Origin of the sequence: Actinotalea alkalitolerans (assembly GCF_023369855.1) — a bacterium.
GTDB lineage: Bacteria > Actinomycetota > Actinomycetes > Actinomycetales > Cellulomonadaceae > Actinotalea.
On sequence record NZ_JAMBPP010000007.1, the window covers coordinates 199,975 to 224,995 of the forward strand.

The following is a 25,021-nucleotide window of genomic DNA, read 5'->3' on the forward strand; positions in this document are numbered from 1 at the left end:
GTCCGTCCCGGCCGGTTACCGTGACGTCATGGAGCGCATCGGCGTGGTCCCGGGCACCGAGATCGGTGGCTACCGCGTGCTGACCCCGCTCGGTCAGGGCGGGATGGGCGCGGTCTACCGCGCGGTCGACGGTGGTGGGACGGTCGTCGCGCTCAAGCTGCTGCACGCGCACCTGGACGCCGACCCCGACGCCCGCGAGCGGCTGAGGCGCGAGGTCGCGAACCTGCAGCGGCTGCGCCACCCCGGCGTGGCCCGGGTGCTCGACGCCGAGATCGACTCCTCCGAGGCCTTCGTGGTCACCGAGCTGCTCGAGGGTGAGGACCTCGCCGCGCACGTGCGCCGCCAGGGTCCGCTGCCGCCGACCGACCTGGTGGCCCTTGCCGGCGCGTTGCGCGAGGCGCTCGCGGCCGTCCACGAGGCCGGGGTGCTGCACCGCGACCTGACCCCGGGCAACGTGCTCGTGACCCCGACGGGGCCGGTGCTCATCGACTTCGGCATCGCGCAGGCGGTCGAGGACGCCCGCGTCACCTCGACCGGCCTGGTGGTGGGCACACCCGGGTACCTCTCGCCCGAGCTGCTCGAGGGCGGTGAGCCCTCGACCGCGGGGGACTGGTGGGGGTGGGCCGCGCTGGTGGCCTTCGCCGCGACGGGTCGTCCACCGTTCGGCACCCGCCCGCTGCAGGCCGTGCTCGCCCGGGCACGGTCCGGCGAGGCGGACCTCGAAGGGCTTGACCCGCGGACGGCTGCGGCCCTGCGCTCCGCGCTCGCGGTGGACCCGGCGCGGCGCCTGCCTCCCGAGGACCTGGTCTCCGAGCTGACGCGTGCCGCTGCAGGGGACGGCGGCGCGACGTCGGTCCTGGAGGTCCCCGGCCAGGACACCGCCGGGACGCAGGTCCTGCGGTCCACGGGTGCCACGGCCGCGCTCGGCGCGGGGGCGGACGGGTCGGCAGGTGCGGCGGGTGTGACCCGCGTGCTGACCACCGACGGTGTCCACGAGGACCACAGGGACGACGACCACCTCGACGACACGAGCGACGACGACTACGGCGACGACGAGGACCTCGACGGCTACGACGACGACGACCGGGGGCCCGGCCCCGAGGGGTACGTCGACCCGTACAGCACCGACGCGGCCGAGGGGTGGCCGCCGCGACCCGAGCCGCGGCGCAGGATCGGCACGGTGCTCGCCCTCGCGGCGGTGCTGGTGGTGCTCGGGTCGACCTCTCCGGGCGTGGCGCTGCTGGTCGCCGCGGTGCTCGCGCTGCTGGTCCGCGCGGTCGGTCTCGCCGTCGCGGGGGTGCTGGGACGCCGCGAGCGTCGCGGGGTCCGCCGCGGAGACGTGACACGGGCCGTGGTCGGTACGCCCTGGTACCTGCTCCGGGGGCTGCTCGGGCTGCTCCCGGGGGTCCTGGTCGCGGTGAGTGCGGTCGTGCTCGTGGGGGGCGTCGGCTGGTGGCTGCTCGGCAGCGGTCGCTTCGTGCTGGCTGAGTCGGCCGACGGGGAGCCCGCCGGGAACCTGGGCCAGAACGCGGCGTGGGTCGAGCCCGCCCTGCTCGCGTTCGTGGTGCTGATCGGGCTGCTGCTGATCTGGTTCGGGCCGACGGCGCGCACGACGCGCGTGGGTGCACGCTGGTCGCTCGCGGCGCTGGCTCCCGGACGGGCGGGTGCGGCGGTGGTGGTGCTGCTCGCCCTGGCTGCGTGCGCGGTGCTCGTGGCGGCCACCCTCCAGGGTGAGACCGCGACCGTGTGGTGGCCGCTTCCCGGTCCGCCCGGGCTGCGCTGACCGCCACCGGCGTACGGCGGATGGTCCCTGGGGGATGAGCTCGGGTCCGCGTATCGTGACGGCATGCCCCCAGGACGAGCACGCTCCGTGCGCCGCCCCGGTCCGCTGGCTGCGCTGGCGGTCCTCGTGGCGGTGCTCGGTGCGGGCACGCTGCTGGTCCAGCAGGGTGCGGTCCTGGTGCACCAGTGCGTGGTCGGTGACGGACTCGCGGGCCGGCTCGGCCTGAGCCTGGCTCTGCTGCGCGCGGGTGGGGAGTGCCCGGCAGGCACCCTCGCGATCGGCGGTGAGGGCACCCGGGTGATGGGTGTCGTCGTCGTCGTGGCCCTGCCCGTCCTGCTGGCCCACCTGGTCGCCGCTGGCCTGGGTGTCGGCCTCGGCTCCCGGCTGCGGGCTGTGGCCGCGGCGGCCGTGTCCGTGCTCGGGTCGATCGCGCCGCGGCTCCCGGTGCGCGTCGAGGTCCACCTGCGGGCGGCCCACCCGGTCCTCTGGGCCCGTTCGACCCGAAGGGGCGCGTCGAGCGTCCTGGTCTCGCCCTGGCGGCGCGGTCCTCCGGTGCTCCTGCCGGCCTGACCCCGTCCGTCACCTCCGTGCCGGGCGCCCCGACCTGAGGAGACGTAGTGGCACCGACCCTGGGCGGCACCTCCGCCCCGCACGACCCCCGCCCGAACGACATGACCGCGCGCGACGCGCTGGCGTCGCCGGACGCCGACCACGCCCTTCCCGACGGCGGCGAGCCCACGACCACGACGCCCGCCGCCGACGCGTGGCGGCGGTGGCAGCCGTGGTTCTCGACCGTGCTCAGGCTCGGCCTGGCAGGCGTGGCCCTGGCCGCCGGGCTGCTCAAGATCGGCGACCTGCCCGGCAGCGTCCGGGCGACCCGCGCGTACGAGCTGCTGCCCGAGGTCCTGGTGGCCCCGGTCGGCATGGCCCTGCCGATGATCGAGATCATCATCGGGTTGCTGCTGCTGCTCGGGCTGTTCACGCGGCTCTCGGCCCTGGCCTTCGGCGCGCTGATGGTCGCGTTCACCATCGCGATCGCGTCGGCGTGGGCACGGGGCCTTGCCATCGACTGCGGTTGCTTCGGCGGCGGCGGACCGATCGACCCGAGCGAGACGGTGTACCTGCAGGAGATCCTGCGGGACCTCGCGTTCGTGGCCGGCGCGGCGCTGCTCATGGCGTGGCCGCGCTCACGCCTCTCCCTGGACCGCCCGCTCGGCCTCGAGCCGACGGCCCGCTGACCCTCGAGGGGTGCCGACCCCTCCGCACGCACTCCCACACACCACTGGAAGGACGCCCATGTCCACCGCACCACGCACCACGAAGGCTGACCGACGCGAGGAGGCCCGGGTCGCAGCCCTGCGCCTGCGCGAGGAGCAGCAGCGCGCCGCACGGCGCCAGCGCACCATCGTCATCGGGGCGCTCGTCGCCGGCCTGGCCGGCCTGGCCGTCCTGGTCACCATCATCCTGGGTCAGGCGAACGCCTCGCCGATCGAGGACGTCGCCCGGCCGGCCGGGTCGACGTTGTCCGGGGCCATCCCCGTCGGTCAGGAGGGCATCGCCGGGCGGACCGACGGCACCGATCCTGACGCCGTGGTCGTGAGCGTCTACTCCGATTTCCTCTGCCCCTACTGCGCGCTCTTCGAGGAGCTCGGCGGGCCGGTCCTCGACGAGTACCGCGAGGCGGGCGACATCGTCGTGGAGTACCACCCGGTCTCGATCCTGGACCGTGAGTCGGCGGGCTCGGTCTACTCGACCCGCGCGGCGGTCACGGTGGCGTTCGTGGCAGACCAGGCCCCCGAGGCCTTCGTCGAGCTCAACCAGCTGCTCATGGCGAACCAGCCCGCCGAGGGGGTCGTCGGGCTCACCGACGAGCAGATGGCCGACCTCGCCCGGCAGGCCGGGGTGCCCGAGGAGGTCGCCGCGCAGATCGCCGCGGGCGAGCACCTGGGGGACGGGACCGCGGGCGACGCACCGGCCTTCACGCCGTGGGTGAGGGCTGCGACCGAGCAGGCCTCCAAGGACCTGGGCCGCCTGCAGACCCCGACGATCCTGATCGACGGCGAGCCCCTGGACGAGTCCGTCGACTGGCGTGAGGAGGGTCGGCTCGCCGAGGCGATCGACGCTGCCCGCGGCTGATCCCCGGTCGGCACCGCACGGTCGCGGGCCCGGGCGCGGCGAGCTGCCGTCCCCGGGCCCGGGCCGCGTGACCCCGCCCTGCCGTGCGCGACCGCTCTGGCAGACTGGTCGCGCGCAGCCCTCGCAGCGGGGCCCGCAGGCCGCCTTAGCTCAGTGGTAGAGCTCCCGCCTTGTAAGCGGACGGTCGTCGGTTCGAATCCGACAGGCGGCTCGCACACGACCACGGCGCGGCCCCCGAGATCACCGGGGACCGCGCCGTCGTCGTCCTCCCGGCCCGCGAGGTCGGACTCAGGCCACCGGTGCCGGGGTGCGGGCGGCGAGCCAACCGGCGAGACGGTCGGGTCGGTCGGTGATGATCGCGTCGACGCCGAAGGCCATCGCCGCGGCCCAGTGCTCGGGCTCGTCGAGGGTCCACACCATGACCTGCAGGCCGGCGGCGTGCAGCCGGTCCACCAGGTCCGGGTGCTGCACCAGGAGCAGGCCGTGCGGGTTGCACGTCACGACCCCGAGGTCCTGGCAACGGTCGACGAGGTCGTGCGGTGCCTCGAGGACCAGGAGCCCGCGACGCAGCCCGGGGGCCGCCTCGCGCAGCGCGGCGACCGTCTCGGGCCAGAAGCTCTGCACGACCACCCGGTCGGCCAGTCCCGCGTCGGTCACGGGGTCGGTCACCCGACGCGCCTGCTCGACGGTCCACGCGCCCTTGACCTCCAGCAGGAGGTCCATGCCTGGGCGGGTGAGCAGGAGGTCGAGCACCTCGGTGAGCGTCGGGACCCGCTGGCCGACGAACGCCGGGGCGAACCACCCGCCGGCGTCCAGGGACCGCACCCGGTCCAGGTCGGTGCTCGCGACGGCGCCGAAGCCGTCGGTGGTGGCGTCCAGGGTCTCGTCGTGGATGACCACCACCTGGCCGTCCGCGGTGAGCTGCACGTCGATCTCGATCGCCCCCGCGCCGGCCCGCCACGCCGCCTCGAACGCCGCCAGGGTGTTCTGCGGCGCGACGGACGAGTTGCCGCGGTGGGCGACGACCAGCGTCACAGGTAGGGCTCCACGTTCTCGCGGTAGGCGGTCTCGATGCGCGGGGTGATGGAGCTCCACGCCTGCTCCGGGTCGGTGCCGCGCAGCACGATCTGCTCGATGCCCTCGCTGAGCAGCTGGTCCGCCCCGGGGACGAAGACGCGGATCCAGTCCTGGGAGCGGGCCTTGTCGTTGAGCTGGTCCACGGCCGTGCGGAACTGCGGCGCCTCGGCGTAGACGGCCTGCATCTCGGGTGACTCGATCGCCGAGGTACGGACCGGCATGTACCCGGTGTTCTGGGAGAAGTGCGCGGTCTGGTCGGTCTCGGTGAGGAACGCCAGGAAGATCGCCGCGGCGAGCTGCTGCTCGGGCGTGCGGGAGGACGGGATCGCCAGGCCGGTGCCGCCGGTGGGGGTGCCGCCACCGGCGGGACCGTCGGGCAGGTACGCCGTGCCGACCTCGAACTCCGCGGCGTCGAGGATCCCCTTGAGCGACCCGGTCGAGCCGATGGTGGCCGCGACGAGGCCTGAGGCGAAGTCGACGGCCGAGTCCTCCGAGACGGTCGCGAGACCGCTGTCGTGGAACATGTCCCGCAGGAACTCCCCGGCCTCGAGGGCCTCCGGGGTGTCCAGGGTGGTCTCCCACTCGTCGGAGTACTGGCCGCCGTGGCCCCACAGGATGTTCTTGAACCACCACGCGGACCAGGACGGCCCGACGGACAGACCCAGCGGGGCCGAGTCCGCGGGGACCTGCTCGGTCAGGGCGTCCTGCCACCCGGCGAGCTCGGCCCAGGTCTCGGGGCCACGGTCGGGCAGGCCGGCGGCCTGCCACATGTCGGCGTTGTAGTAGAAGAGCGGTGTGGACCGGGCGTACGGCGCGGCCCAGTGCAGGCCGTCGTACTCGTAGTCGCCGTAGAAGGCCGGGACGTAGTCGTCGACGTCGACCTCGAGGTGCTCGAACACGTCGTCGAGCGGCATGATCTGGTCGTTCAGGTGGTAGCGGAACCACCAGACGTCGGAGGAGATCACCAGGTCGGGGAGCTGGTCGGTCTGCGACGCGGCCTGGAAGCGCTGGGCGATCTCGTCGTAGTTCGCCCCGGCGGTGACGAGGTTGACGGAGATCTCCGGGTGGGCCTCCTCGAAGCGCTCGACGAGCTCCTTCTCGACCTCTTGCGAACCACCGGGGTGGTTGCTCCACCAGGTGATCTCGGAGGCGGGCTCGACCTGTGACCAGTCCACCTCGGTGGCCTGCTCACGGGACTCGGACGAGACGTCCGAGGCGACGCTCGGACCGGTGCAGGCGGTCAACGTCAGCGCGCCGACGGCGGTCAGGGCGCCGAGCGCGAGGGCCGACGGCCGTCGTGAGCTCGGTCGGTCCACCAGGGGGCGGCGGGTGGGCTCGCGGCGGGTCAGCACGGGGCGGGTGGACACAGGTGTCTCCTCGGGAGTGCGGGTGGGTGCTCCCGCTCGGTGCGGGGGCGGGCCGGGCCGGTCGGCCCGGTGGTCTGGGAGGGTCCGGGGCACCGTCGTCGGCCCCGATGCAGGGGTCAGCCGGTGACGGCCCCCGTGGTGAGGCCGGCGACGAGCCGGCGTTGCAGGACGAGGAAGACCAGCAGGATCGGCAGGGTGACCAGGACCGTGGCGGCCAGCAGCATCCCCCAGTCGTTCATGCCGTCGATGTTCTGCAGCAGCGTGAGTCCCACGGGCAGGGTCATCTTCTGCGGGTCGTCCACGACGAGGAACGGCCACAGGTAGTCGTTCCACTCGTTGACCACCGCCACCAGGCCGACGGCGGCGACGGTCGGCAGGGACATCGGCACGACGAACCGCCACAGCCGCCGCCAGTGCCCCGCGCCGTCGAGCTCGGCCGCCTCCAGGACGGAGGCGGGCAGCGTGAGGAAGTGCTGGCGGAACAGGAAGGTGCCGAAGGCGCTCGCGAGCCCGGGGACGAGGATCCCCTGGTAGGTGTTCAGCCAGCCCAGGCTCGCCACGAAGGAGTAGTTGGGGATGATCGTGATCTGGGGCGGGATCATCAGGGCCGCGATGACCACGAGGAACACGGTGCGCCGGAACGGCACGTCCAGGAACACCAGCGCGTACGCGCAGCACAGTCCGAGGATGACCTTGAGTCCCGCGCCGACCACCGTGAGCCCCACGCTGTTGAGGAACAGCTGGCCGATCGGGATGGTCTGGGCCGCGTTCTGGTAGCTCGTGAGGTCAACTGCCTCGGGGAGCCACTGCAGGGGCAGGCGGTACAGCTCTGCGGGGCGCTTGAGGCTCGCGAGCACCATCCACAGCAGCGGGGCGCCGAGCACGACCGTCGCCGCCGTCATCGTGACCCAGCCGCCGGCGTCCAGCAGGAGGGTGCGGGGGTCCCGACGGCGGCGCCCGGTGCCAGGACGAGGGGGAGCCGCCGTGGGCGGGGTCGGGGTGGTGGCTGGTGCCGTGGTCGCGGCCGGGCGAGGGGAGGTCTGCAGGCTCATGCGTAGTGGACCTTCTTCTCGACGTAGCGCAGCTGCAGCGCGGTGACCGTGAGTAGCACGAGGAAGAGCACGGTGGCGCCCGCGGACGCGTAGCCCGCACGGCCGTTGACGAAGCCCTCCTGGTATATCTGGTACATCAGCGTGGTGGTGCTGCCGAGGGGGCCGCCCGAGGTCATCGAGCGGATGATGTCGAAGGACTGGAGCGAGGCGAGCATCATCGTGACCGTGAGGAAGAACGTCGTCGGGGTGAGCAGCGGCAGCACGATCGACCGCAGCGTGCGGGTCGGGCCGGCGCCGTCCAGCGATGCCGCGTCGCGCAGGTCCTGCGGTACGGACTGGAGCCCGGCCAGGTAGATCAGGGCGACGTACCCGAGGTTCTTCCACAGGTACACCACGATGATCATGACCAGGGGCCAGGGCTCGGCGGTGTACCACTGGGGCGAGGCGGCCCCGAACCAGCCGAGCACCGCTGACATCAGCCCGTAGCGCGGGTCGAAGATGAACAGCCAGAGGATCCCGACGGCGTACCCGGACAGGACGTAGGGGGCGAAGGCCACGGTCCGGGCCAGGCCCCGGCCCGGCAGGCGGCGGTCGAGCAGCAGCGCGAGCCCGAGGCCCAGCACGAGCGCCCCGCCCACCGTGGTGACCGTGAAGACCGCCGTGGTCGCCAGGACCTGACTGGTCGCAGGGCTGGTGAACCACTCGACGTAGTTGCCCAGCCCCACGAACCGGGCGACCGGTGACCCGAGGTTCCACTGCATGGTGGAGAGGTAGAAGCTCTCCACGAGCGGTCGGTACACGAACAGGGCGAGCAGGGCGACGTTGGGTCCTGCGAGCACCAGGAACCACAGCAGCGCACGGCGTCGGCGCGAGCTCGCCCTGCGCCTCGACCGCGGACCGAGTGCGCCGACGGCCGGTGCGGCGCCCGCTGGGTCCGGTACGGCGCGGGGGTCGGGTCCAGGTTGGGCGAGGACGGCGGCCATGGGCTCTCCGGGCGACGAGCGGTGCTGCGCCGGACGGCGCAGGCGGGGCACCGGGTGGTGCACCGGGTCCTGCCGGGGGTGGTGCCACCGGTCCGGACCGTGAGCGAACGTAGCCCGGCGACGAGGGCGAGAAGCCTGGTCCGCGACGGCGTTGCCGAAGGGTTGGCGCAACGTTCACGTGGTTCTCGGGGGGTTCAGGCGCGGGTCGCCAGAGTGGCGTCGAGGGTTCATCGGGGCGTGGCCGACGGTTCGCGGCAGCCGACGACGTGGTGTGCTGGCTGTGGTCGCGCGACCATGGTCATCACTGCCCCGGCATACCCCGCGCGGTATGCCCGCTTTGCCCTAGGTCGAGCGGGTGAAATCGGTGTGAAAGCACAGGTCGGTGGCGACAGTCCGCGAATTCTGCGGGTTCGGACCGCAACACTGGGGCTGCCCTCCTGGAGTGTCGCCCGGCCTACCCAGCCGGACGGCGTCAGGTGGGCGAGCCGGCCCCCACCGGTTCGGCACGTCCCCCCCGTCAGGCGACCCCCCGGTCGCCGAACCACCCGACCTCGAAGGACCCCTCATGGCTTCCACGCGCCGCAAGTCCGCCGCCCTCGCCCTCGCCGTCGTCGGCGTCGCCGGGCTGACCCTGGCCTCCGCCGCCCAGCTGAACGTCAACAGCGCCTCGCTCGGCGCGGGCACCGACATCGTCGCGGCGTGCGACGACGACGGCATCGACGTGACCTTCACCAACGGGTACTCGGCCGACGAGGCGACCTACCTGACGTCGGCCGTCACGCTCGGTGACGTCGCGACCGCGTGCGTGGGCAACGACCTGCGGATCACCCTCGCCGATGCTGACGGGGCCTCGCTCGCCGAGATCACCACCACGGTCGCTGCGGGCGGGCCCGCCTACTCGCTGACGTCGGCAGTCGACGCCGAGCTGGTCGAGAGCGTCTCCGTCGTCATCTCCGGCTGACCCGACCGTCCGCTCGACCGACGTCCGGATGGGCGCCACCGACAGCGCACGACCGGCCGACGTGACCTGGTCACGTCGGCTGGTCGGTGCTGCCTCGAGCATCGTGTGGGTGGTGGGCGCGCTGGTGGTCGGCTGGTTCCTGTGGCCCAGCTCGCTCGGTGGCTGCACGACCCTGACGATCGTCTCGGGGCGCTCGATGGAGCCCACGTACGTCACGGGTGACCTGGTGGTCTCCCGCTGCGGGCAGGTCGAGGTCGGCGACGTGATCGTCTACAGCCCCCCGAACGTCGGTGGCGCCCGCGTGATCCACCGGATCATCGGCGGCGACGAGGCCGGCTGGGTCGTCCAGGGAGACAACAACGACTTCCTGGACCCCTGGATGCCCGTCGCGCAGGACATCCACGGCTCGGCGGTGCTGCACCTGCCCCAGGTCGGGCGGTTCGCCTCGATCCTGCTCAGTCCGCTCACCTGGGTCTCGCTGATGGTCGTGGCGCTCGCCGTGATCGTCTGGCCCGGACGAGAGACGCAGGACCTGGCGCACAGCCCTGAGTCGGGCGACGATCCCGCACCGGAGCCCGACGTCGTCCCCGACGAGGACCTCCTGCAGGGCCTCGGTGCGGCACCTGCCGCACCGCACTCCTAGCCCGACCCCGTTCCCCGCACCTGCCGTCGCACCGCAGCCCGAGCCGCGAGAGGAGTGCCCTGTGAGGCGAGTCCTGGCCCTGACGCTGCTCGTCGTGACGCTCCTCATGAGCGCCACGGTCGGGCAGGCGGCCTCCCTGGGTGTGCGTGCAGGCTCCCTCGACACCTTCAGCCTCACCGGCCGGTGCACGGACCAGGTGGTCGCGGTGCGCGCCGGTGCGGTGTCCGCCGGTTCGGCGTCCTCGGTGGTGCTGACGGTCCCCGCCGGCTGCCACGGCCTGTCCGGCACGCTGCGCCTGGTCGGTGCCGCGGGGGCGCTGGCCGGCACGGACTCGATATTCACCCTGCCCTCCACCGGCGCCGAGGTCACGATCGCCGTTCCGGGCTACGTGGCGGCCGACGTGGTCCGGGTGGCCCTCCTGGTGGGGGGCTGGGGACTGCCGACGGCGTGGAGCCACACGCCGACGTCCCCGCCCACCGCACCCGCGATCAGCTGCACGACCAGCGACCCCAGCCGACCCTGCACGGCAGAGGTGACCCGTCTGGACGCCTGGAGCGGTGCCTACAACGTCTACGTCAAGGTGGCCGACGCCCGCGCGACCAACGCCAACAACCCGGTGACGTGGACCGTGACGATGAACTTCGCCGACCCGACGTACCCCTTCGTGCCCAAGGCGATGGACTCCGACGGTGGCGTGGTCGCCACGAGCACCTGCGCCCAGATGCCTCTGCTCACCCTGGGCGGGACCACGGCGTGGTGGGACTTCGACGAGCTGCGCAAGAGCACGGTGCGCTCGTTCTACCTGCAGGCCCGGCCGGCCGGCTCGGGCAACCTGATCACCTGCCCCTGACGGGCCGCGAAGCCTCTCAGCCGACGGGTCCGAGCACCGGTCGCTTGGCCGCGCGGCGGTCGCCCGACGACTGACCGCGGAGCCGACGGGTCGCCCACGGGTAGGCGTGGGTGCGCAGCCACTGGGCGTCCTGACGGATCCGCTCGGTGCGCCGCAGCGGCGGCAGCGGCGTCAACGGGTCGTCCCACGCCGCGTCGTCGGGGTCGAGCCCCAGGGCCACCAGGGCGGCCTGGGCGACGCGCCGGTGGCCCTCGGTGGTCAGGTGGATCCGGTCAGGGCTCCACATCCGCCAGTCGCGCAGCGAGCGCATGCCCCACACGTCCAGGACGTGGGCGTCGTGGCGCCGGGCGATCGACCACACGTGGGAGTTGAGCGTCGCGACGCGACCGCGGGTGCGGCGCATCACCGGGCTGTCCTTGGCGTCCATGCCGGTGGCGAGCAGCACGTCGGCCCCGGCGCGGCGCAGCCGGACGACCGCCTGCTCGAGCCGGGCGGCCATGGCGTCCGGGTCCGCCGCGGGGCGGAGCAGGTCGTTGCCTCCGCCCACCAGGCTCACCAGGTCGGGCTCGAGGCCCAGCGCCGTGGGGACCTGCTCGGTGAGGATGGGACCGAGCAGGCGCCCCCGGACCGCGAGGTTGGCGTACCGCAGCTCGTCCCCGGGAGTGCGCTCGGCGAGGTGCTGCGCCAGGAGGTCGGCCCACCCCCGGCACGGTGCAGCGGGCTCGGCCGTGCCGGCGTCGGACGGCGGTTCTCCTCCGGGGAGGTCCCACAAGCCCTCGGTGAAAGAGTCGCCCAGCGCGACGTAGCGACGCCAGGGCGAGTCCTTTCGGTCGGGGATGCGGTCCGGATAGGCCTTCGAGCGGGTGAAATCCACCGTGCCAGTGTGCTCCGAAGCACACCAAGGGCCCAAACCGGACGCCTCGCCGTCGCGGGCGGTAGACGCGGACCCGGGGGTGGGTCATCCTGGGCAGGTCAGCGACAAGCAGGCAAACCCGTTGCAAGGCGGGGACGCAAAGCCACGGGACCCTCAGGGTCAGCCGGGTTACCGAACGACAACGAGGCCCTCATGAGCACACCACGGACCACCTGGTCCCGCTCCACCTGGCCGGCGCACTACGTGCCCCCGCAGATCAGCGTCCGAGGTCATCGGACCCCCTGATCCTTCACGCATGACACCCGCCCCTGGTCGCAGGACGTGACCGCAGGGGGCACCACCGGACACGGACGTCCGGTGAAGGAAGTCACCATCTCGGACCCAGGAGGGGGACAGATGAGCAGTCGCAAGAACCGCCAGGCGGTTGCCGTCGCGCTGTGCGCCGTCGCCCTCGTCGGTCTACGGGCCGCGTCCGCGGCCGGCACGGACCTCGAGGGTCCGTTCTTCTCTGTGGGCGGTGACGCTGCCACCGAGCAGTGCAACGACTCGCAGATCACCATCGACTACGACGTCGCCTACGACGCCGCGCTCAAGGGGTACGGGGTATCTGCCGCCCGGCTGTCGGGGCTGGACGAGCAGTGCCAGGGGTACGACGTCGTCGTCTCCCTCAACGGGCCCGGGGGGGCTCCGTTGGCCGAGATCACCGCTGAGGTGCGCGCGCCGCAGATGGACGTCGTGGTACCGGCATCGACGCCGGTGGGTGCGGACCAGCTCACGGGGGTGAGCGTCGTGCTCCGGGAGGTCGGGGACTAGTCCTCGGCCGTCGTGACGTGGTGCCGCCCCGTGGGGACGGGGCGGCACCAGTCCACGGCAGGCGCGCCCTGCGCCACGAGCAACCGGTTGACCTGCGAGAACGGGCGCGAGCCGAAGAACCCGCGCGAGGCGGACAGCGGGCTGGGGTGCGCGCTCGCCACGACCGGCACCGCGCCCAGTGCGGGGGTCAGGCGCTGAGCGTCTCGTCCCCACAGCACCGCGACGAGCGGTCCGCCGCGCTCGACGAGTGCGGCGATCGCGCGGTCGGTGATCTTCTCCCACCCGAGCCCACGGTGGGACCCCGGGGTGCCCTCACGCACGGTCAGCACCCTGTTGAGCAGCAGGACCCCCTGGTCGGCCCAGCCGGTGAGGTCGCCCGACGGGCCGGGGGTGCCGCCGACGTCGTCGGCCAGCTCGCGGTAGACGTTCTGCAGCGACCGGGGCAGGGGCCGGACGTGCGGTGCGACGGAGAACGCCAGGCCCGTCGCGTGGCCACGGGTGGGATAGGGGTCCTGCCCGACCACGAGCACCCGAACCTGCGCCATCGGACGGTGCATGGCCCGCAGCACGTCGGACGGTGCGGGCAGGTACGGTCTTCCGGCGGCGACCTCGCCGCGCAGCGCGTCACCGATGCTGCGCAGCCGCGGTTCGACCGGGGCGAGGGCCTCGGCCCAGTCGGGGGCGACGAGCTCGTCGAGCGGGAGGCGGGCCATCCCGGCAGGCTACGCGGGCGGGTGGCGCGGTCACGTGCCCTGGTCCCGGCGGGCGTCGGGTGGAGGGGTGCGGCCGACCCGCCCGAGGAATGACATGGCTGTCATTCGGCGGCTAGCATGGCCCTCGGACCATCGACCCGATCCGCTGGAGGACCGCATGGACGCCACGGCGACCGCCACGCTGAGCAGCCCTGACCGCACGACGGTCGGTGCCGAGCTCTCCGAGCGTGACCAGCAGATCCTCGCCTTCGAGCGGCAGTGGTGGAAGTACGCGGGCGCCAAGGAGCAGGCCGTCCGTGAGCTGTTCGAGATGTCGGCCACCCGGTACTACCAGGTGCTCAACGCGTTGATCGACTCCCCGGCGGCGCTGGCCCACGACCCGATGCTGATCAAGCGGCTGCGCAGGATGCGCTCCTCGCGTCAGCGAGCACGGACCGCGCGTCGTCTGGGCGTCGAGGGCTGATCCGGGACCGCGACCGGCTAGCCTGTCCGCCGTGAGCAAGGCGCGGTACCCCCACCCCCAGGACGAGTTCGACGTCGTGTCGGACGGCCCTCGTGGGTCCCATCGCGCCCCCAGGTCGGCCGTGACCCGGTGGTGGCCGTTCCTGGCCGTCCTCGTGGTGCTCCCTGTCCTGGCCTACGGGTTGGTGACGTGGTGGTCGGACTGGGACGGATCCCCGGACAGCCTGCCCTCGGTGTTCACCCAGGACGAGCCCTCCGAGGCCCCGGAGACCACCGACGACCCGACCGCGGAGGAGCCCGGCGAGGCAGCCGAGGACCCCGTGGTGGAGGAGCCGGTCGAGCCCGAGGTCCCTGCGCCGGACGTCGACCTCGCCCGTGCGGTCCAGGTCATGAACGGGACGGGCGCCTCGGGACTGGCCGCAGGCGGCCGGGAGCGCCTCGAGGCTGCCGGGTTCACCGCCGTCACCACCGGGAACTGGCAGGAGCGCCCGGATGTCTCGGTCGTCTACTACCCGACCGAGCAGGACGTGACCACGGCCCAGACGGTGGCGGCGAGCCTGGGCATCACGACGGTCGAGGAGTCGGCCGAGATCGCGGGCGACGTCGTGACAGCCGTGCTGGCGGCGGACTACACACCCTGACCGGCCCGTCCCCGTTCGCCTCTCGGGCGGCGCTCCCCCACGATGGGAGGGGCCGCAGCACCCCCGAGCAGGAAGGCGGACCATGGGTCAGGCACGTGCGAGCCATGACGTCGTCGTCGTGGGGTCCGGGCCCAACGGGCTGTCCGCGGCGGTGACCCTGGCCCGGTCGGGTCTGTCGGTCGTCGTGCTGGAGGGTCAGCCCACCTCGGGTGGTGGCGCCCGCACCGTCGACCTGGGGATGGACCCGTCGGTGCGCCACGACCTCTGCTCCGCGGTGCACCCCATGGCCCTCGCCTCGCCGTTCTACCGCCGCTTCGACCTGCGTGCGCGCGGGGTCGAGCTCTGCACGCCGGAGATCTCCTACGCCCAGCCCCTGGCCGACGGCGATGCGGGGGTGGCCTACCAGGACCTGGGCCGCACCGCGGCGGCCCTGGGGCCTGACGGGGACGCCTGGACCGGTCTGATGGGACCCCTGGTCGAGCACGCCGACGCGGTGGTCGCCCTGATCATGGGTGACCACCGTCAGGTCCCCCGGGAGGTGCGCACCGCGGTGCGTTTCGGTCTGCGGACCCTCGAGCAGGGCCTGTCGGCCACCTGGGGCAGACGGTTCTCCGGGCAGCGGGCCCCCGCCCTGCTGACCGGGGTCGCCGCGCACGCCACGACGCCGCTGCCCTCGCTCGCCGCGGCGGGTACGGCGCTCCTGCTGGGTTCGCTGGCCCACACCACGGGCTGGAGCGTGCCGCGAGGAGGGACGCAGCGGATCACCGACGCCCTGGTCGCCGACCTGGTGGCCCACGGGGGCGAGATCGTCGTGGACCGACCGGTGGCCTCTCGCGCTGATCTCCCCGTGGCACGGGCGTACCTCTTCGACACGGCCCCGGGACTGGTCGCGCAGGTGATGGGCGACCGGATGCCGACCCGGAACGAGCGAGGCTTCCGGCGATACCGGCACGGCAACGCTGCCGCCAAGGTCGACTTCGTGCTCTCCGGCCCCGTCCCGTGGAGCAACGCCGCGGTCGCGCGCGCGGGAACGGTGCACGTCGGGGGCAGCCGGGAGCAGATGCAGGCCGCGGAGCACGCCGTCGCCCACGGCCGGCACGCGTCGCGCCCGGTCGTCCTGGTGAGCGACCCGGCGGTCAGCGACCCCTCCCGCCTGGGCGCGGGAGGGACGCGGCCGCTGTGGACCTACGCTCACGTCCCGGCAGGCTCGACCCTCGACCCGACCGAGGTCGTCACGGCCCAGATCGAGCGCTACGCCCCGGGCTTCCGCGACGTGGTCCTGGACTCGCGGAGCATCCCCGCGTCGCGCATGGCCGAGCACAACGCGAACTACGTCGGCGGCGACATCTCCACCGGAGCGGTGACCCTGCCACGGATGCTCGGCGGGCCGGTGCCCGTGTGGGACCCCTACGCCACCGGGGCCGACGGCGTCTTCCTCTGCTCGGCGGCGGTGCCCCCGGGTCCCGGCGTGCACGGGATGGGCGGCTGGCACGCTGCGCGTCGCGTGCTCCGTCAGGTCTTCGGGATCATGGTGCCTCCCGACCTGAGCCCGTGACCGGCGCTGGCCCGGCGGGCCGCGCACGCCCTGCCAGGTGCCCTGCCGTGCCGGGCGGGCGGTCGCAGGTTTGCGCCGTGAGCGATGCGGGACGGACGGGCTGTCCCCAGGAGGCGGTCCTGCTTGCACTCTCCGGTGCCGAGTGCCAATAATGAGTTAGCACTCTCGACCCGAGAGTGACAGAAACGATCGGTCCTGGTGAGGCCAGGATACCGGCGGGACATGACCGCCGGCAGCCTGGCCGTCCGTCGCGGGCGCCTGTGACCGGCTCTCATCGCCACCACCGGAGGATCAATCCGTATGGCCAAGATCATTGCCTTCGACGAGGAGGCCCGCCGCGGCATGGAGCGGGGCATGAATGCCCTCGCTGACGCCGTCAAGGTCACCCTCGGTCCCAAGGGCCGCAACGTCGTCCTGGAGAAGAAGTGGGGCGCCCCCACGATCACCAACGATGGTGTGTCCATCGCCAAGGAGATCGAGCTCGAGGAGCCCCTCGAGAAGATCGGTGCCGAGCTCGTCAAGGAGGTCGCCAAGAAGACTGACGACGTCGCTGGCGACGGCACCACCACCGCCACCGTGCTGGCCCAGGCGCTCGTGCGCGAGGGTCTGCGCAACGTCGCCGCCGGCGCCAACCCGATCGCCCTCAAGCGGGGCATCGAGAAGGCCGTCGAGGCGGTCACCGAGCAGCTGCTCAAGGCCGCCAAGGAGGTCGAGACCAAGGAGGAGATCGCCGCGACCGCGGGGATCTCGGCCGGGGACCCGGCCATCGGCCAGCTCATCGCCGAGGCGATGGACAAGGTCGGCAAGGAAGGCGTCATCACCGTCGAGGAGTCCAGCGCGCTGGGCCTCGAGCTCGAGCTCACCGAGGGGATGCGCTTCGACAAGGGCTTCCTGTCGGCGTACTTCGTGACGGACCCCGAGCGCCAGGAGGCTGTCCTGGAGGACGCCTACGTCCTGCTGGTCGAGTCCAAGATCACGAACGTCAAGGACCTGCTGCCGCTGCTGGAGAAGGTCATCCAGTCGGGCAAGCCGCTCTTCATCATCGCCGAGGACATCGAGGGCGAGGCCCTGGCCACGCTCGTCGTGAACAAGATCCGTGGCACCTTCAAGTCGGTCTCCGTCAAGGCGCCCGGCTTCGGTGACCGCCGCAAGGCGATGCTGCAGGACATGGCCATCCTCACCGGTGGTCAGGTCATCTCCGAGACGGTCGGCCTCAAGCTGGAGAACGCCGGGCTCGAGCTGCTCGGCCAGGCCCGCAAGGTCGTCGTCACCAAGGACGAGACCACGATCGTCGAGGGCCTCGGCGACGCCGAGCAGATCGCCGGTCGGGTCGCTCAGATCCGTGCCGAGATCGAGAACTCGGACTCGGACTACGACCGCGAGAAGCTCCAGGAGCGTCTGGCGAAGCTGGCCGGCGGCGTTGCCGTCATCAAGGCCGGCGCTGCGACCGAGGTCGAGCTCAAGGAGCGCAAGCACCGCATCGAGGACGCGGTGCGCAACGCCAAGGCCGCTGTGGAGGAGGGCATCGTCGCCGGTGGTGGCGTCGCGCTCATCCAGGCCGGCAAGCTCGCCTTCGAGGGTCTGGAGCTCGAGGGTGACGAAGCGACCGGTGCACGCATCGTGCAGCGGGCGCTCGACGCGCCGCTCAAGCAGATCGCGATCAACGCGGGCCTCGAGGGTGGCGTCGTCGCGGAGAAGGTCCGTGGCCTGCCCACCGGGCACGGCCTCAACGCCGCGACCGGTGTCTACGAGGACCTGCTGGCCGCTGGTGTGAACGACCCGGTCAAGGTGACCCGTTCTGCTCTGCAGAACGCGGCCTCCATCGCCGCGCTGTTCCTCACCACCGAGGCGGTCGTCGCCGACAAGCCCGAGAAGTCGGCTCCGGCCGGCGGCGACGGTGGCGGCGGCATGGGCGGGATGGACTTCTGATCTCACCGATCAGCGTCTGAACCACCGCACGACCAACGGCGGGCGTCTCCTTCGGGAGGCGCCCGCCGCTCGTCTGTCCGGGGACGGCTGGCTCCCGTCCGGGCACGGCTGGTGCGGCCAGGATCTGGCGCGTGCGCGGGCGTGAGCGCGGCAGTCAGCCGCGTCGGTCGCGGGCCGTGACCCGCAGGCCGGAGGCGCGCAGCCGGCGCACCAGGTCGCGTGAGTCGACCAGCACCGCCCCGAGCGCGATGAGGTCGCCGTACCGCTCGGCAGGGACGTCGTAGTGGTCGAGGTCGAAGCCGCGACGCGGGATGCCCGCCCGGGTCGCGAAGGTGTGGAGCTCCTCGAGCGAGGCGTCGCTGACCAGGTGTCCCCACACGCGCCCGTGCCGGGGCCACAGGGGCGGGTCGACCAGGATGCTCATCCTCGGCGTCCGGGTGCCGGGCTGCCGAGGGATCCCGCGTCGGTCAGGACGTGCAGCCGGGTGCTCTCGATGTCCATGGCCCGATCCAACACCCCGGTCGCTGACGGTGCCCGCCGGCCGGGTCCGAGCCGGCCGCCCAGCGGGCTCGGACCCGCCGGCGATCAGCGGAGGAAGAGCCGGGCAGCCTGCTGCTCGGCCTCGGCGTAGTGCGTCGCGGCACTGTTCAGGGCCATGGTGATCTGGTCGAGCGAGGACTCGACCCGCTGCTGGGTCGCGGACCAGTCCGCCACCACACCGCCGAAGGCGGTGGCTGCCGAGCCTCGCCAGCCGCCCTGCAGCTCGGTCAGGTGCCGCATCAGTGCGGCGACCTCGGCGCGGATCAGGGTCACCGAGCTGTTGGCCGCCGCGCCGGCCTGTGCCACCTGCGCGCTGTCGACCTCGTACCTGGTCATGGGTCCTCCTCCTGGGTCGTGGAGGGACCGACGCTAGGTGGGTGCGCCCGCCGGTCTCGGCCGGGACCGGTCGCACCGGGACCGACCGTGCCGTCAGGTGGCCTGTGGACCCGCCGAGGTCTCGGCCGGGTGGACGTCACCGTCGTGGGGCTCGAGGGCGGGTCGTGCCTCCTCGATCTTCCGCAGCTCCTTCTCCAGGCGGTGCAGCTCGGCGCCGAGGTTCTGCCGGGCGGGCTCCTCCCAGGCGGCACCGAGCGGGCTCGCGAAGAGCGTGGGGCGTGCCTGGAGCCGCTGCAGGATCTTGATCCGCGCGCGGACGAACTCCTCGACGGGCAGGTGTGCGTACTCGGCCCTGATGTCCGCGAGGTAGGCCTTGTACCGCTGCGGCTCGGCCGCGAGCATCGCCAGGTCGGCGTCGCAGAGGACCGCGCAGTCGAAGTCCTCGGGGTCCGAGGAATGGCGCCGCAGGACGGTCACCAGCTGGTGGACGCGGTCGGCCGAGGCCTCGGGCACGCCCAGGGCGACGAGCTCCTCGCGGGCCAGCGTCGCGCTCGCCCCCGAGTCCTCCCCGCCCCGCCGGGCGTAGGACGCGCCCTCGGCAGCGTCGAACACCGCCCCGTGGTACCAGGCGGCGAGCCGGACGAGGTCGGGCTCGTGCGTCTCCTCGGCGAGCTCGTCGACGCGTGCGAGCACGTCCGAGAGGTGACGCAGGTTGTGGAAGTGGCGTCCTGGCTCGGACCACCGTTCGAGCAGTCGCTCGCCGACCTGCTCGATCTCCTCGTGCTCCGCGGTCGCACCGGCGCCGATGCAGGCGCGGATCCAAGCCGGGATCAGCCACTGGGGTGCGTCGTGGACGCCCATTCGAACAGCCTCGCGAACGGTCGGGGGAAGGTACGACCCGCCATGGTAGCCCCGCGCACGCACCCGACCTCCACCGTGCGTCGGCCGGTTCCAGGATTCACCCGTCAGGGGAGTCCTGCACGGCGTCGGCGGGCAGTGTGACCCGCACCGTGGTGCCGCCACCCTCCGTCCGGGTCACCGCGACCCGACCGTCGTGCCGCTCGACGATCGCTGCCACGATCGCCATGCCCAGACCCGCACCCCCCGAGTCACGGGTCCGCGACGGGTCGAGGCGGTAGAACCGCTCGAAGACCCGGTCGGTGTGCTCGGCCGGGATGCCGGGTCCGTGGTCGCGCACCTCGAGCACGACCTCGTCGTGATCACGCCCCGCGGCCAGCTCGACCGGTGACCCGGCTGGAGTGTGCTGGACGGCGTTGCCGACCAGGTTGGCGAGCACCTGACGCAGCCGGTCCTCGTCACCACGGACCACCGCACCCGACAGGCCGCGCCCCGGATCCAGCGGCACGACCCGCACCCTGCGCTCCGGCGCGAGCGCGCGCAGGTCGTGCGCCGCGTCGGTCACCAGGACCGCGAGATCCACCGGGTCGCGACGCAGCGGTCGGTCCTCGTCGAGTCGGGCGAGGTTCAGCAGGTCCGCCACGAGGGTGCCCATCCGGGCGGCCGAGCCCTCGATGCGGGCCATCGTCGAGCCGATCTCCTCGGGGGTCCGGCTGGCGCCGATGCGGTACAGCTCGGCGTACCCACGGATGGTGGCCAGCGGCGTCCGCAGCTCGTGGCTCGCGTCGGCCACGAACCGGCGCATGCGCTCCTCCGAGGCGGTCCGGGCAGCGAAGGCCCGCTCGACCTGGGTGAGCATGCCGTTGAGCGCCCCGGCCAGCCGGCCGACCTCGGTGCTGGCCGGGGCCTCGGGGACGCGGCGGGTGAGGTCACCCGCCGCGATGGTGGCAGCGGTGGCCTCGATCTCGCGGAGCGGTGCCAGGGCCCGACGCACGCCGAACCAGCCCGCCAGGGCGCCCAGAGTCACGACCAGGAGGCCGACCGCGACGATGACCACCCGCATCTGCGCCAGGGTCGCGTCGGCCGCGGTCATCGGCAGCGAGACCGACACCGAGCCGAGCACCGATCCCTGGCTGTCCACCAGGGTGCGGTCCACCACCCGCCACCGACCGGGGGCGCCGTCGGCCGCGTGCACGGTGTAGGGCTTCCCGGCGCGGGTCGCGACGTCGGCCACCAGCAGGCTCGGCAGGTCAGGGGTTGAGGTCGCCGCGGCGCGCGGGTCCGCCCAGGAGTCCACGGTCTCGCCGGTGACGGTGGCGAGCACCACCACGTACTCCGAGGGCAGGCCGCTGTCCAGGCCCGGCGGACGGCCCTCGGTGAACTGCCGGACCAGTCCCGGGGTGTCCCGCTCGAGCTGGGTGTCGAGCTGGTCGACGAGCGAGCGCCCCAGCAGGGTCATCGCGGTCACCCCGGTGACCACGAGACCGAGCGCCAGCATGACCGCGAACACCACCGACAGCTGGGTACGCAGCGGCAGGCGCGACCAGAACCCGGGCGGGCTCGGCTCGGGCGGGCCGTCGGTCACCGGGGGGTCCGCAGCACGTAGCCGACACCCCGCTTGGTGTGGATCAGCGGGACCAGCGGCTCGTGCGGCGCGGTCCCACCCTGCTCGGCGGCGTCGCTCACGGGGCGGTCGATCTTGCGCCGCAGGTAGGAGATGTACGACTCGACGATGCTGCCGTCCCCGCCCCACTCGTACTGCCACACGTGGTCCAGGATCTGGGTCTTGGACAGCACGCGCCCGGCGTTGACCATGAGGTAGCGCAGCAGGGCGAACTCGGTGGGGGACAGGTCGATCGTCCGCCCACCCCGGCGGACCTCGTGGGAGTCCTCGTCGAGCTCGAGATCGGCGTAGCGCAGCACCGCGTCCTGCTCGTCGCCGCCGACCTGGGTGCGCCGCAGCACCGCACGGATGCGGGCCACGACCTCCTCGAGGCTGAACGGCTTGGTGACGTAGTCGTCCCCGCCGACCGTGAGCCCGGCGACCTTGTCGGCGGTGTCGTCGCGCGCGGTCAGGAAGAGCACCGGGACCTGCTGACCTCGTTCGCGCATGCGGCGGGTCACGGCGAACCCGTCGAGGTCGGGGAGCATCACGTCGAGCACGACGAGGTCCGGGTCGACCTCACGCACCACCCGCAGCGCCTCGGCGCCGTCGGCCGCGGGGTGGACCTCGAAGCCGGCGAAGCGCAGCGACGTGGTCAACAGCTCTCGGATGGTCGGTTCGTCGTCGACCACCACGAGACGTGCCTCGGGGGCTGGTCCGGATGCGTTCATGGCACCAGTGTGGCGGCGCTACCTGGGAGTCGGCTGGGAGTGTGCTGGACGGTGGCGGGGGTCACCTCGAAGGGGCGGGACCAGGGCACCGCCCGGGGCGCGCGGTGCACACCCCGGGCGGTCCGGGCCGTCGGTCGGGTCGTGGGTCAGGGGGTGTCGCCGTGCTTGAGGGCGGCGAGCCTGGCCTCGACCTCGAAGCTGACGGAGTCCTGCTCGAGCTCCTCGAACTGGGCGTCGAGGGAGGAGGCGGCCACCTCCTCGCGGCCCGCGACCCGGGCCTCCTCGCGGCGCACCTTCTCCTCGAAGCGGGAGACCTCGCTCGTGGGGTCGAGCATGTTGATCGAGGTCATCGCCTGGTGGACCTGGCTCTGCGCGGCAGCGGTCTTCGACCGGGCGACCAGCTGGTCGCGCTTGGTCTTGAGCTGGTCGAGCTTCTCGCGCATCTGCACCAGGCCGGACTTGAGCTTGTCGACCGTCTCGTTCTGCGCGGCGATCATCGGCTCGGCCGCGCGGGCCTCGTTCTCGAACGAGATCTGCTTGGACAGCGCGACCTTGGCAAGGTTGTCGAACTTGTCGGCGTCGGCGCCGTTGCCCGACCCTCGCAGCTGGTCGGCCTTGGTCGAGGCTGCGGCGGCCTTGCGGCCCCAGTCCTGAGCGGCGCGCACGTCCTCGGCGTGGTCGGCCTCGGCCAGACGCAGGTTGCCGATGGTCAGCGCCACGGCCTCCTCGGCCTCGGCGATCGAGCTGGTGTAGTCACGGACCAGCTGGTCGAGCATCTTCTCCGGGTCCTCGGCCCGGTCGATCAGCGAGTTGATGTTCGCCTTGGCGAGCTGGGCGATGCGCCCGAGGACGGTCTGCTTCTCAGCCATCTGCGTGCCTTTCGTCGGTACCTGTGTGCTGGACGTTCCTGGTGGCGAGCCTCGCGTCGCCGTACGTGTGCACCGTGACGGGTCGCCGTGCGCGTGCACCGTGCCGGTGGGTCAGAACCGGCCACCACCTCCTCCGCGTCGGCCCCGCGTCGCACCGCCACCGAAGCTCCCGGCCGACCGGCCCCCGCCGAACCCGCCGCCCCCGCCGCCGCGGGAGCGGCCGCCGGTCCCGCCGCCGAAGCCGCCGATGCCGCCGCCGAAGCCGCCCGAGCGCCGACCACCCCCGCCGAAGAGGATGCCGCCCAGGATGAGCGAGCCGATGTCCGGTCCCGAGCCGCCGCCGAAGCCGCCCGGGCCGGGGCGCTGCTGCGACTGCCACCGTGCGACGTCGGCCTCGGCGAGCTGCTGGGCCTGCCGGCACAGCGCATCGGCCTGCTGGACGATCTGGAGCGCGGTCACGGGGTCGGTCGCGCTGGTCTGCTCCGCCTGCCGGGTCAGTCGGGCGGCCTCGGCGAGCCGGGTGCGCGCCTCGGCCCCCACCGCACCGCGGCGCGTCTGCACGAAGTCCTGGACGGCCTGGACGTGGGACCCGACGCGGCCCAGGCTCTCGGCCAGCTGGGTTCGTGCCCGCTCGGCCCGCTCGGCGCTCTCACGGGCCGGGGCGAGGCTCTCGTCGAGTGCGGTCTCGGCCTCGACGAGCGCCCGGAGCGCGGCCAGCGGGTCGCCTCCCTCACGCTCGCTGCGGGCGAAGCTCATCGCCTGCTCCGCGGTGGCGACCCGGGCGCTCACCGCAGCGTCCTGCGGGGCCAGCCGGTGGGCGTCCTGCACGTCGGACGCCAACGAGGCCAGGGCGGCCTCGATCCGGGGCCCGGCCTCGGCCAGGTCCTTGCCGGCCCTCGCGACGGCGTCCAGCAGGGTGGCTGCCTGCCCCACGGCGTCCTCGGCGGCGCGCGCGTCGGCCACGGCCCGGGCGCGGTCCTCGGCGGCCAGGGCGGTGCGCCCGTCGGCCACCGAGGCGCGCGCGGCCTCGAGCAGCCGACCGGCCTGGTCGGCGTTGTCACCCACCGAGGCCAGGGCGGCCGGGGTGTACCGGCGGCCGAGCTGCTCGAGCGTCGCGCGGGCCGCCCCGATGGTGCCCTGGAGCTCGGCGGCCCGCCGGTCGGTCTCGGCAAGGATCTCGGGAGCCCGGGCCTGCAGGTCGCGCAGGGCGTCGAACCTCTCGGTCTGGGCATCGAGCGCCGTGTCGACCTCCTCGCACAGCCGCAGGATGTCCAGCAGCATCGCCCGGCGCTGGGGCTCGGTCTCGGGGATGTCGTCGTCGAGCTGCTGGCGCAGCGTGAACGCCTGGTGGAGCTTGTGCCGGCCCTCGCCGAGCAGGGCGGTGAAGTCGCGGGTCGTCTCGGCCCCGAACTGGGCCTGCGCGAACCCGAGCTCCTGCTCAGAGGTCGTGATCGCGTCGTCGAGACCGACCAGTGCGGTGCTGGCGCGCTTGTTCAGCTCCTCGGTGGGCAGGGCGGCGAGGCCCGTGAGCGGCCGGCCGTCCGGACCTCTGGGGACCCCGGCACCCGCGGTCCGCCCGGACCGTGACCGGACGAGCAGCACCACGCCCAGGAGGATGCCGCCGAGGACGAGCAGCACCCAGAAGCCCGAGAGCCCGCCGCCCGAGGTGCCCGTGCCCGAGGTGAGCCCACCCTGGGCGGCCTCCTGGTAGCCCTGGGCGGCGGCGATCGCGGCCCCGGCCCAGTCGTCCTCGCGCAGCCGCGGCTCGATGCGGTCGGACTCGACCGTCGCGAGCTGGTCGGGGGTCAGGTCGACGTCCTGGTCCCAGGAGGTCGCGTAGCGCCGGTCCTCGACACCGACCGCGAGCAGGATGTCGTTGACACCCAGCCCCGAGATGATGGCCGTCTCCTCGGTCCACTCCCAGTGGTCCTCGCCGTCGAAGGTGCTGACGTACACCACGAAGAGCTGGAACGGGGTGGAGTCGGCGAGCTCGTCGAGAGCCGCCTGGACCCGGGCCTCGTCCTGCGCGTCGAGGACCCCCGCGGAGTCGGTCAGCTCGGAGGCCAGGTCGGTGGGTGGCTCGGCGGGCCGGGGCCCCGCAGCGGCTGCGGCCACCCCGGACAGGCCGAGGGCGAGGGACAGGCCGAGGGCTGCCGCGGCGGAGCGGCGCAGGGACGGGGGCACAGCAACGATCCTCGACCACCTGCCGCGGCGCCGCAACGACCACGGCGCCGGCGCCCCACCA

At 73.2% G+C, this 25,021-nt stretch carries 25 protein-coding genes, 1 tRNA gene and 1 riboswitch; of the genes, 13 read left to right on the forward strand and 13 right to left on the reverse strand.

What is annotated here, in order from left to right:
• Nucleotides 1-28 precede the first annotated feature (28 nt).
• The 5 genes from M1R94_RS10835 (at nt 29) to M1R94_RS10855 (ending at nt 4,130) form a co-directional block, all read left to right on the forward strand.
• A complete protein-coding gene (locus M1R94_RS10835) occupies nt 29-1,783 on the forward strand; it encodes a serine/threonine-protein kinase (RefSeq protein WP_249381701.1) in 1,755 nt (584 codons plus the stop codon).
• Between the two features lie 63 nt (nt 1,784-1,846).
• Nucleotides 1,847-2,353, forward strand: coding sequence for a hypothetical protein (locus tag M1R94_RS10840; RefSeq protein ID WP_249381702.1), 507 nt, complete (start codon nt 1,847-1,849; stop codon nt 2,351-2,353).
• 47 nt (nt 2,354-2,400) lie between these two features.
• A complete protein-coding gene (locus tag M1R94_RS10845; RefSeq protein WP_249381703.1) occupies nt 2,401-3,021 on the forward strand; it encodes a MauE/DoxX family redox-associated membrane protein in 621 nt (206 codons plus the stop codon).
• A gap of 58 nt (nt 3,022-3,079) precedes the next feature.
• Nucleotides 3,080-3,919 carry a DsbA family protein gene (locus tag M1R94_RS10850; protein WP_249381704.1) on the forward strand — a complete coding sequence of 280 codons (840 nt, stop codon included), beginning with the start codon at nt 3,080-3,082 and terminating at the stop codon, nt 3,917-3,919.
• 139 nt (nt 3,920-4,058) lie between these two features.
• Nucleotides 4,059-4,130, forward strand: a tRNA-Thr gene (locus M1R94_RS10855).
• Nucleotides 4,131-4,207: 77 nt separating this feature from the next.
• Here the strand turns inward: M1R94_RS10855 and M1R94_RS10860 are convergent.
• The 4 genes from M1R94_RS10860 to M1R94_RS10875 all read right to left on the reverse strand — a co-directional run bounded on the left by M1R94_RS10860 (nt 4,208) and on the right by M1R94_RS10875 (nt 8,398).
• Nucleotides 4,208-4,954: a glycerophosphodiester phosphodiesterase gene (locus M1R94_RS10860; RefSeq protein ID WP_249381705.1), complete on the reverse strand. Its 747-nt coding sequence runs from the start codon at nt 4,952-4,954 to the stop codon at nt 4,208-4,210.
• On the reverse strand, nt 4,951-6,363 hold the full coding sequence (locus tag M1R94_RS10865; protein ID WP_249381706.1) for an ABC transporter substrate-binding protein: 1,413 nt from the start codon (nt 6,361-6,363) through the stop codon (nt 4,951-4,953). Before M1R94_RS10865 ends, M1R94_RS10860 begins: the two co-directional genes overlap by 4 nt.
• A gap of 116 nt (nt 6,364-6,479) precedes the next feature.
• Nucleotides 6,480-7,415, reverse strand: a complete 936-nt coding sequence (locus M1R94_RS10870; RefSeq protein WP_249381707.1) for a carbohydrate ABC transporter permease — start codon at nt 7,413-7,415, stop codon at nt 6,480-6,482.
• On the reverse strand, nt 7,412-8,398 hold the full coding sequence (locus tag M1R94_RS10875) for a carbohydrate ABC transporter permease (RefSeq protein WP_249381708.1): 987 nt from the start codon (nt 8,396-8,398) through the stop codon (nt 7,412-7,414). Before M1R94_RS10875 ends, M1R94_RS10870 begins: the two co-directional genes overlap by 4 nt.
• Nucleotides 8,399-8,963: 565 nt before the next feature.
• On the opposite strand from M1R94_RS10875, the gene M1R94_RS10880 reads away from it, so the two are divergent.
• The 3 genes from M1R94_RS10880 to M1R94_RS10890 all read left to right on the forward strand — a co-directional run bounded on the left by M1R94_RS10880 (nt 8,964) and on the right by M1R94_RS10890 (nt 10,852).
• A complete protein-coding gene (locus tag M1R94_RS10880; protein ID WP_249381709.1) occupies nt 8,964-9,359 on the forward strand; it encodes a hypothetical protein in 396 nt (131 codons plus the stop codon).
• Between the two features lie 28 nt (nt 9,360-9,387).
• Nucleotides 9,388-10,002 (forward strand): signal peptidase I, encoded by a 615-nt coding sequence (locus M1R94_RS10885; RefSeq protein ID WP_249381710.1) that lies wholly within the window; start codon nt 9,388-9,390, stop codon nt 10,000-10,002.
• Nucleotides 10,003-10,063: 61 nt separating this feature from the next.
• Nucleotides 10,064-10,852 carry a hypothetical protein gene (locus M1R94_RS10890; RefSeq protein ID WP_249381711.1) on the forward strand — a complete coding sequence of 263 codons (789 nt, stop codon included), beginning with the start codon at nt 10,064-10,066 and terminating at the stop codon, nt 10,850-10,852.
• A gap of 16 nt (nt 10,853-10,868) precedes the next feature.
• Here M1R94_RS10890 and M1R94_RS10895 read toward each other — a convergent pair whose 3' ends face one another.
• Nucleotides 10,869-11,726, reverse strand: coding sequence for an SGNH/GDSL hydrolase family protein (locus M1R94_RS10895; RefSeq protein ID WP_249381712.1), 858 nt, complete (start codon nt 11,724-11,726; stop codon nt 10,869-10,871).
• 101 nt (nt 11,727-11,827) lie between these two features.
• Nucleotides 11,828-11,902: riboswitch (cyclic di-GMP riboswitch) on the forward strand.
• 220 nt (nt 11,903-12,122) lie between these two features.
• Between M1R94_RS10895 and M1R94_RS10900 the strand changes: the two genes are divergently transcribed.
• The gene (locus M1R94_RS10900) at nt 12,123-12,539 is read left to right on the forward strand and encodes a hypothetical protein (RefSeq protein WP_249381713.1); all 417 of its coding nucleotides are present in this window, start codon (nt 12,123-12,125) and stop codon (nt 12,537-12,539) included.
• On the opposite strand, the gene M1R94_RS10905 is transcribed toward M1R94_RS10900, so the two are convergent.
• Entirely contained in the window at nt 12,536-13,252 is a 717-nt protein-coding gene (locus tag M1R94_RS10905; RefSeq protein ID WP_249381714.1) for a uracil-DNA glycosylase, read from the reverse strand. The genes M1R94_RS10900 and M1R94_RS10905 overlap by 4 nt on opposite strands.
• 157 nt (nt 13,253-13,409) lie before the next feature.
• Here M1R94_RS10905 and M1R94_RS10910 point away from each other — a divergent pair, with 157 nt between their 5' ends.
• The 4 genes from M1R94_RS10910 (at nt 13,410) to groL (ending at nt 17,839) form a co-directional block, all read left to right on the forward strand.
• Complete coding sequence (locus M1R94_RS10910; protein ID WP_249381715.1) at nt 13,410-13,715, forward strand: DUF3263 domain-containing protein; 306 nt, start codon at nt 13,410-13,412, stop codon at nt 13,713-13,715.
• Nucleotides 13,716-13,746: 31 nt separating this feature from the next.
• On the forward strand, nt 13,747-14,355 hold the full coding sequence (locus M1R94_RS20760) for a LytR C-terminal domain-containing protein (protein ID WP_249381716.1): 609 nt from the start codon (nt 13,747-13,749) through the stop codon (nt 14,353-14,355).
• Nucleotides 14,356-14,437: 82 nt separating this feature from the next.
• A complete protein-coding gene (locus M1R94_RS10920; RefSeq protein ID WP_249381717.1) occupies nt 14,438-15,910 on the forward strand; it encodes a phytoene desaturase family protein in 1,473 nt (490 codons plus the stop codon).
• A 300-nt stretch (nt 15,911-16,210) separates the two neighbouring features.
• Entirely contained in the window at nt 16,211-17,839 is a 1,629-nt protein-coding gene (gene groL / locus M1R94_RS10925; protein WP_249381718.1) for a chaperonin GroEL, read from the forward strand.
• 154 nt (nt 17,840-17,993) lie between these two features.
• Here groL and M1R94_RS10930 read toward each other — a convergent pair whose 3' ends face one another.
• The 7 genes from M1R94_RS10930 to M1R94_RS10960 form a co-directional block, all read right to left on the reverse strand.
• The gene (locus M1R94_RS10930; protein WP_249381719.1) at nt 17,994-18,263 is read right to left on the reverse strand and encodes a DUF4031 domain-containing protein; all 270 of its coding nucleotides are present in this window, start codon (nt 18,261-18,263) and stop codon (nt 17,994-17,996) included.
• 161 nt (nt 18,264-18,424) lie between these two features.
• Nucleotides 18,425-18,715 carry a WXG100 family type VII secretion target gene (locus tag M1R94_RS10935; protein WP_249381720.1) on the reverse strand — a complete coding sequence of 97 codons (291 nt, stop codon included), beginning with the start codon at nt 18,713-18,715 and terminating at the stop codon, nt 18,425-18,427.
• Between the two features lie 93 nt (nt 18,716-18,808).
• Entirely contained in the window at nt 18,809-19,576 is a 768-nt protein-coding gene (locus tag M1R94_RS10940; RefSeq protein ID WP_249381721.1) for an HD domain-containing protein, read from the reverse strand.
• Nucleotides 19,577-19,673: 97 nt separating this feature from the next.
• Entirely contained in the window at nt 19,674-21,158 is a 1,485-nt protein-coding gene (locus tag M1R94_RS10945; protein WP_249381722.1) for a sensor histidine kinase, read from the reverse strand.
• On the reverse strand, nt 21,155-21,907 hold the full coding sequence (locus tag M1R94_RS10950; protein ID WP_249381723.1) for a response regulator transcription factor: 753 nt from the start codon (nt 21,905-21,907) through the stop codon (nt 21,155-21,157). The genes M1R94_RS10945 and M1R94_RS10950 overlap by 4 nt, the downstream gene beginning before the upstream one ends.
• 146 nt (nt 21,908-22,053) lie before the next feature.
• Nucleotides 22,054-22,776, reverse strand: a complete 723-nt coding sequence (locus M1R94_RS10955; protein ID WP_249381724.1) for a PspA/IM30 family protein — start codon at nt 22,774-22,776, stop codon at nt 22,054-22,056.
• 111 nt (nt 22,777-22,887) lie between these two features.
• On the reverse strand, nt 22,888-24,960 hold the full coding sequence (locus M1R94_RS10960; protein ID WP_249381725.1) for a TPM domain-containing protein: 2,073 nt from the start codon (nt 24,958-24,960) through the stop codon (nt 22,888-22,890).
• Nucleotides 24,961-25,021: the final 61 nt, after the last annotated feature.

Bases quoted from the DNA above. Each gene is read 5' to 3' on its own strand.
- M1R94_RS10835 (WP_249381701.1), top strand. From the start codon at position 29: ATGGAGCGCATCGGCGTGGTCCCGGGCACCGAGATCGGTGGCTACCGC.
- M1R94_RS10840 (WP_249381702.1), top strand. From the start codon at position 1,847: ATGCCCCCAGGACGAGCACGCTCCGTGCGCCGCCCCGGTCCGCTGGCT.
- M1R94_RS10850 (WP_249381704.1), top strand. From the start codon at position 3,080: ATGTCCACCGCACCACGCACCACGAAGGCTGACCGACGCGAGGAGGCC.
- M1R94_RS10870 (WP_249381707.1), bottom strand. From the start codon at position 7,415: ATGAGCCTGCAGACCTCCCCTCGCCCGGCCGCGACCACGGCACCAGCC.
- M1R94_RS10875 (WP_249381708.1), bottom strand. From the start codon at position 8,398: ATGGCCGCCGTCCTCGCCCAACCTGGACCCGACCCCCGCGCCGTACCG.
- M1R94_RS10880 (WP_249381709.1), top strand. From the start codon at position 8,964: ATGGCTTCCACGCGCCGCAAGTCCGCCGCCCTCGCCCTCGCCGTCGTC.
- M1R94_RS10885 (WP_249381710.1), top strand. From the start codon at position 9,388: ATGGGCGCCACCGACAGCGCACGACCGGCCGACGTGACCTGGTCACGT.
- M1R94_RS10900 (WP_249381713.1), top strand. From the start codon at position 12,123: ATGAGCAGTCGCAAGAACCGCCAGGCGGTTGCCGTCGCGCTGTGCGCC.
- M1R94_RS10905 (WP_249381714.1), bottom strand. From the start codon at position 13,252: ATGGCCCGCCTCCCGCTCGACGAGCTCGTCGCCCCCGACTGGGCCGAG.
- M1R94_RS10910 (WP_249381715.1), top strand. From the start codon at position 13,410: ATGGACGCCACGGCGACCGCCACGCTGAGCAGCCCTGACCGCACGACG.
- M1R94_RS10920 (WP_249381717.1), top strand. From the start codon at position 14,438: ATGGGTCAGGCACGTGCGAGCCATGACGTCGTCGTCGTGGGGTCCGGG.
- groL (WP_249381718.1), top strand. From the start codon at position 16,211: ATGGCCAAGATCATTGCCTTCGACGAGGAGGCCCGCCGCGGCATGGAG.
- M1R94_RS10930 (WP_249381719.1), bottom strand. From the start codon at position 18,263: ATGAGCATCCTGGTCGACCCGCCCCTGTGGCCCCGGCACGGGCGCGTG.
- M1R94_RS10935 (WP_249381720.1), bottom strand. From the start codon at position 18,715: ATGACCAGGTACGAGGTCGACAGCGCGCAGGTGGCACAGGCCGGCGCG.
- M1R94_RS10940 (WP_249381721.1), bottom strand. From the start codon at position 19,576: ATGGGCGTCCACGACGCACCCCAGTGGCTGATCCCGGCTTGGATCCGC.
- M1R94_RS10950 (WP_249381723.1), bottom strand. From the start codon at position 21,907: ATGAACGCATCCGGACCAGCCCCCGAGGCACGTCTCGTGGTGGTCGAC.
- M1R94_RS10955 (WP_249381724.1), bottom strand. From the start codon at position 22,776: ATGGCTGAGAAGCAGACCGTCCTCGGGCGCATCGCCCAGCTCGCCAAG.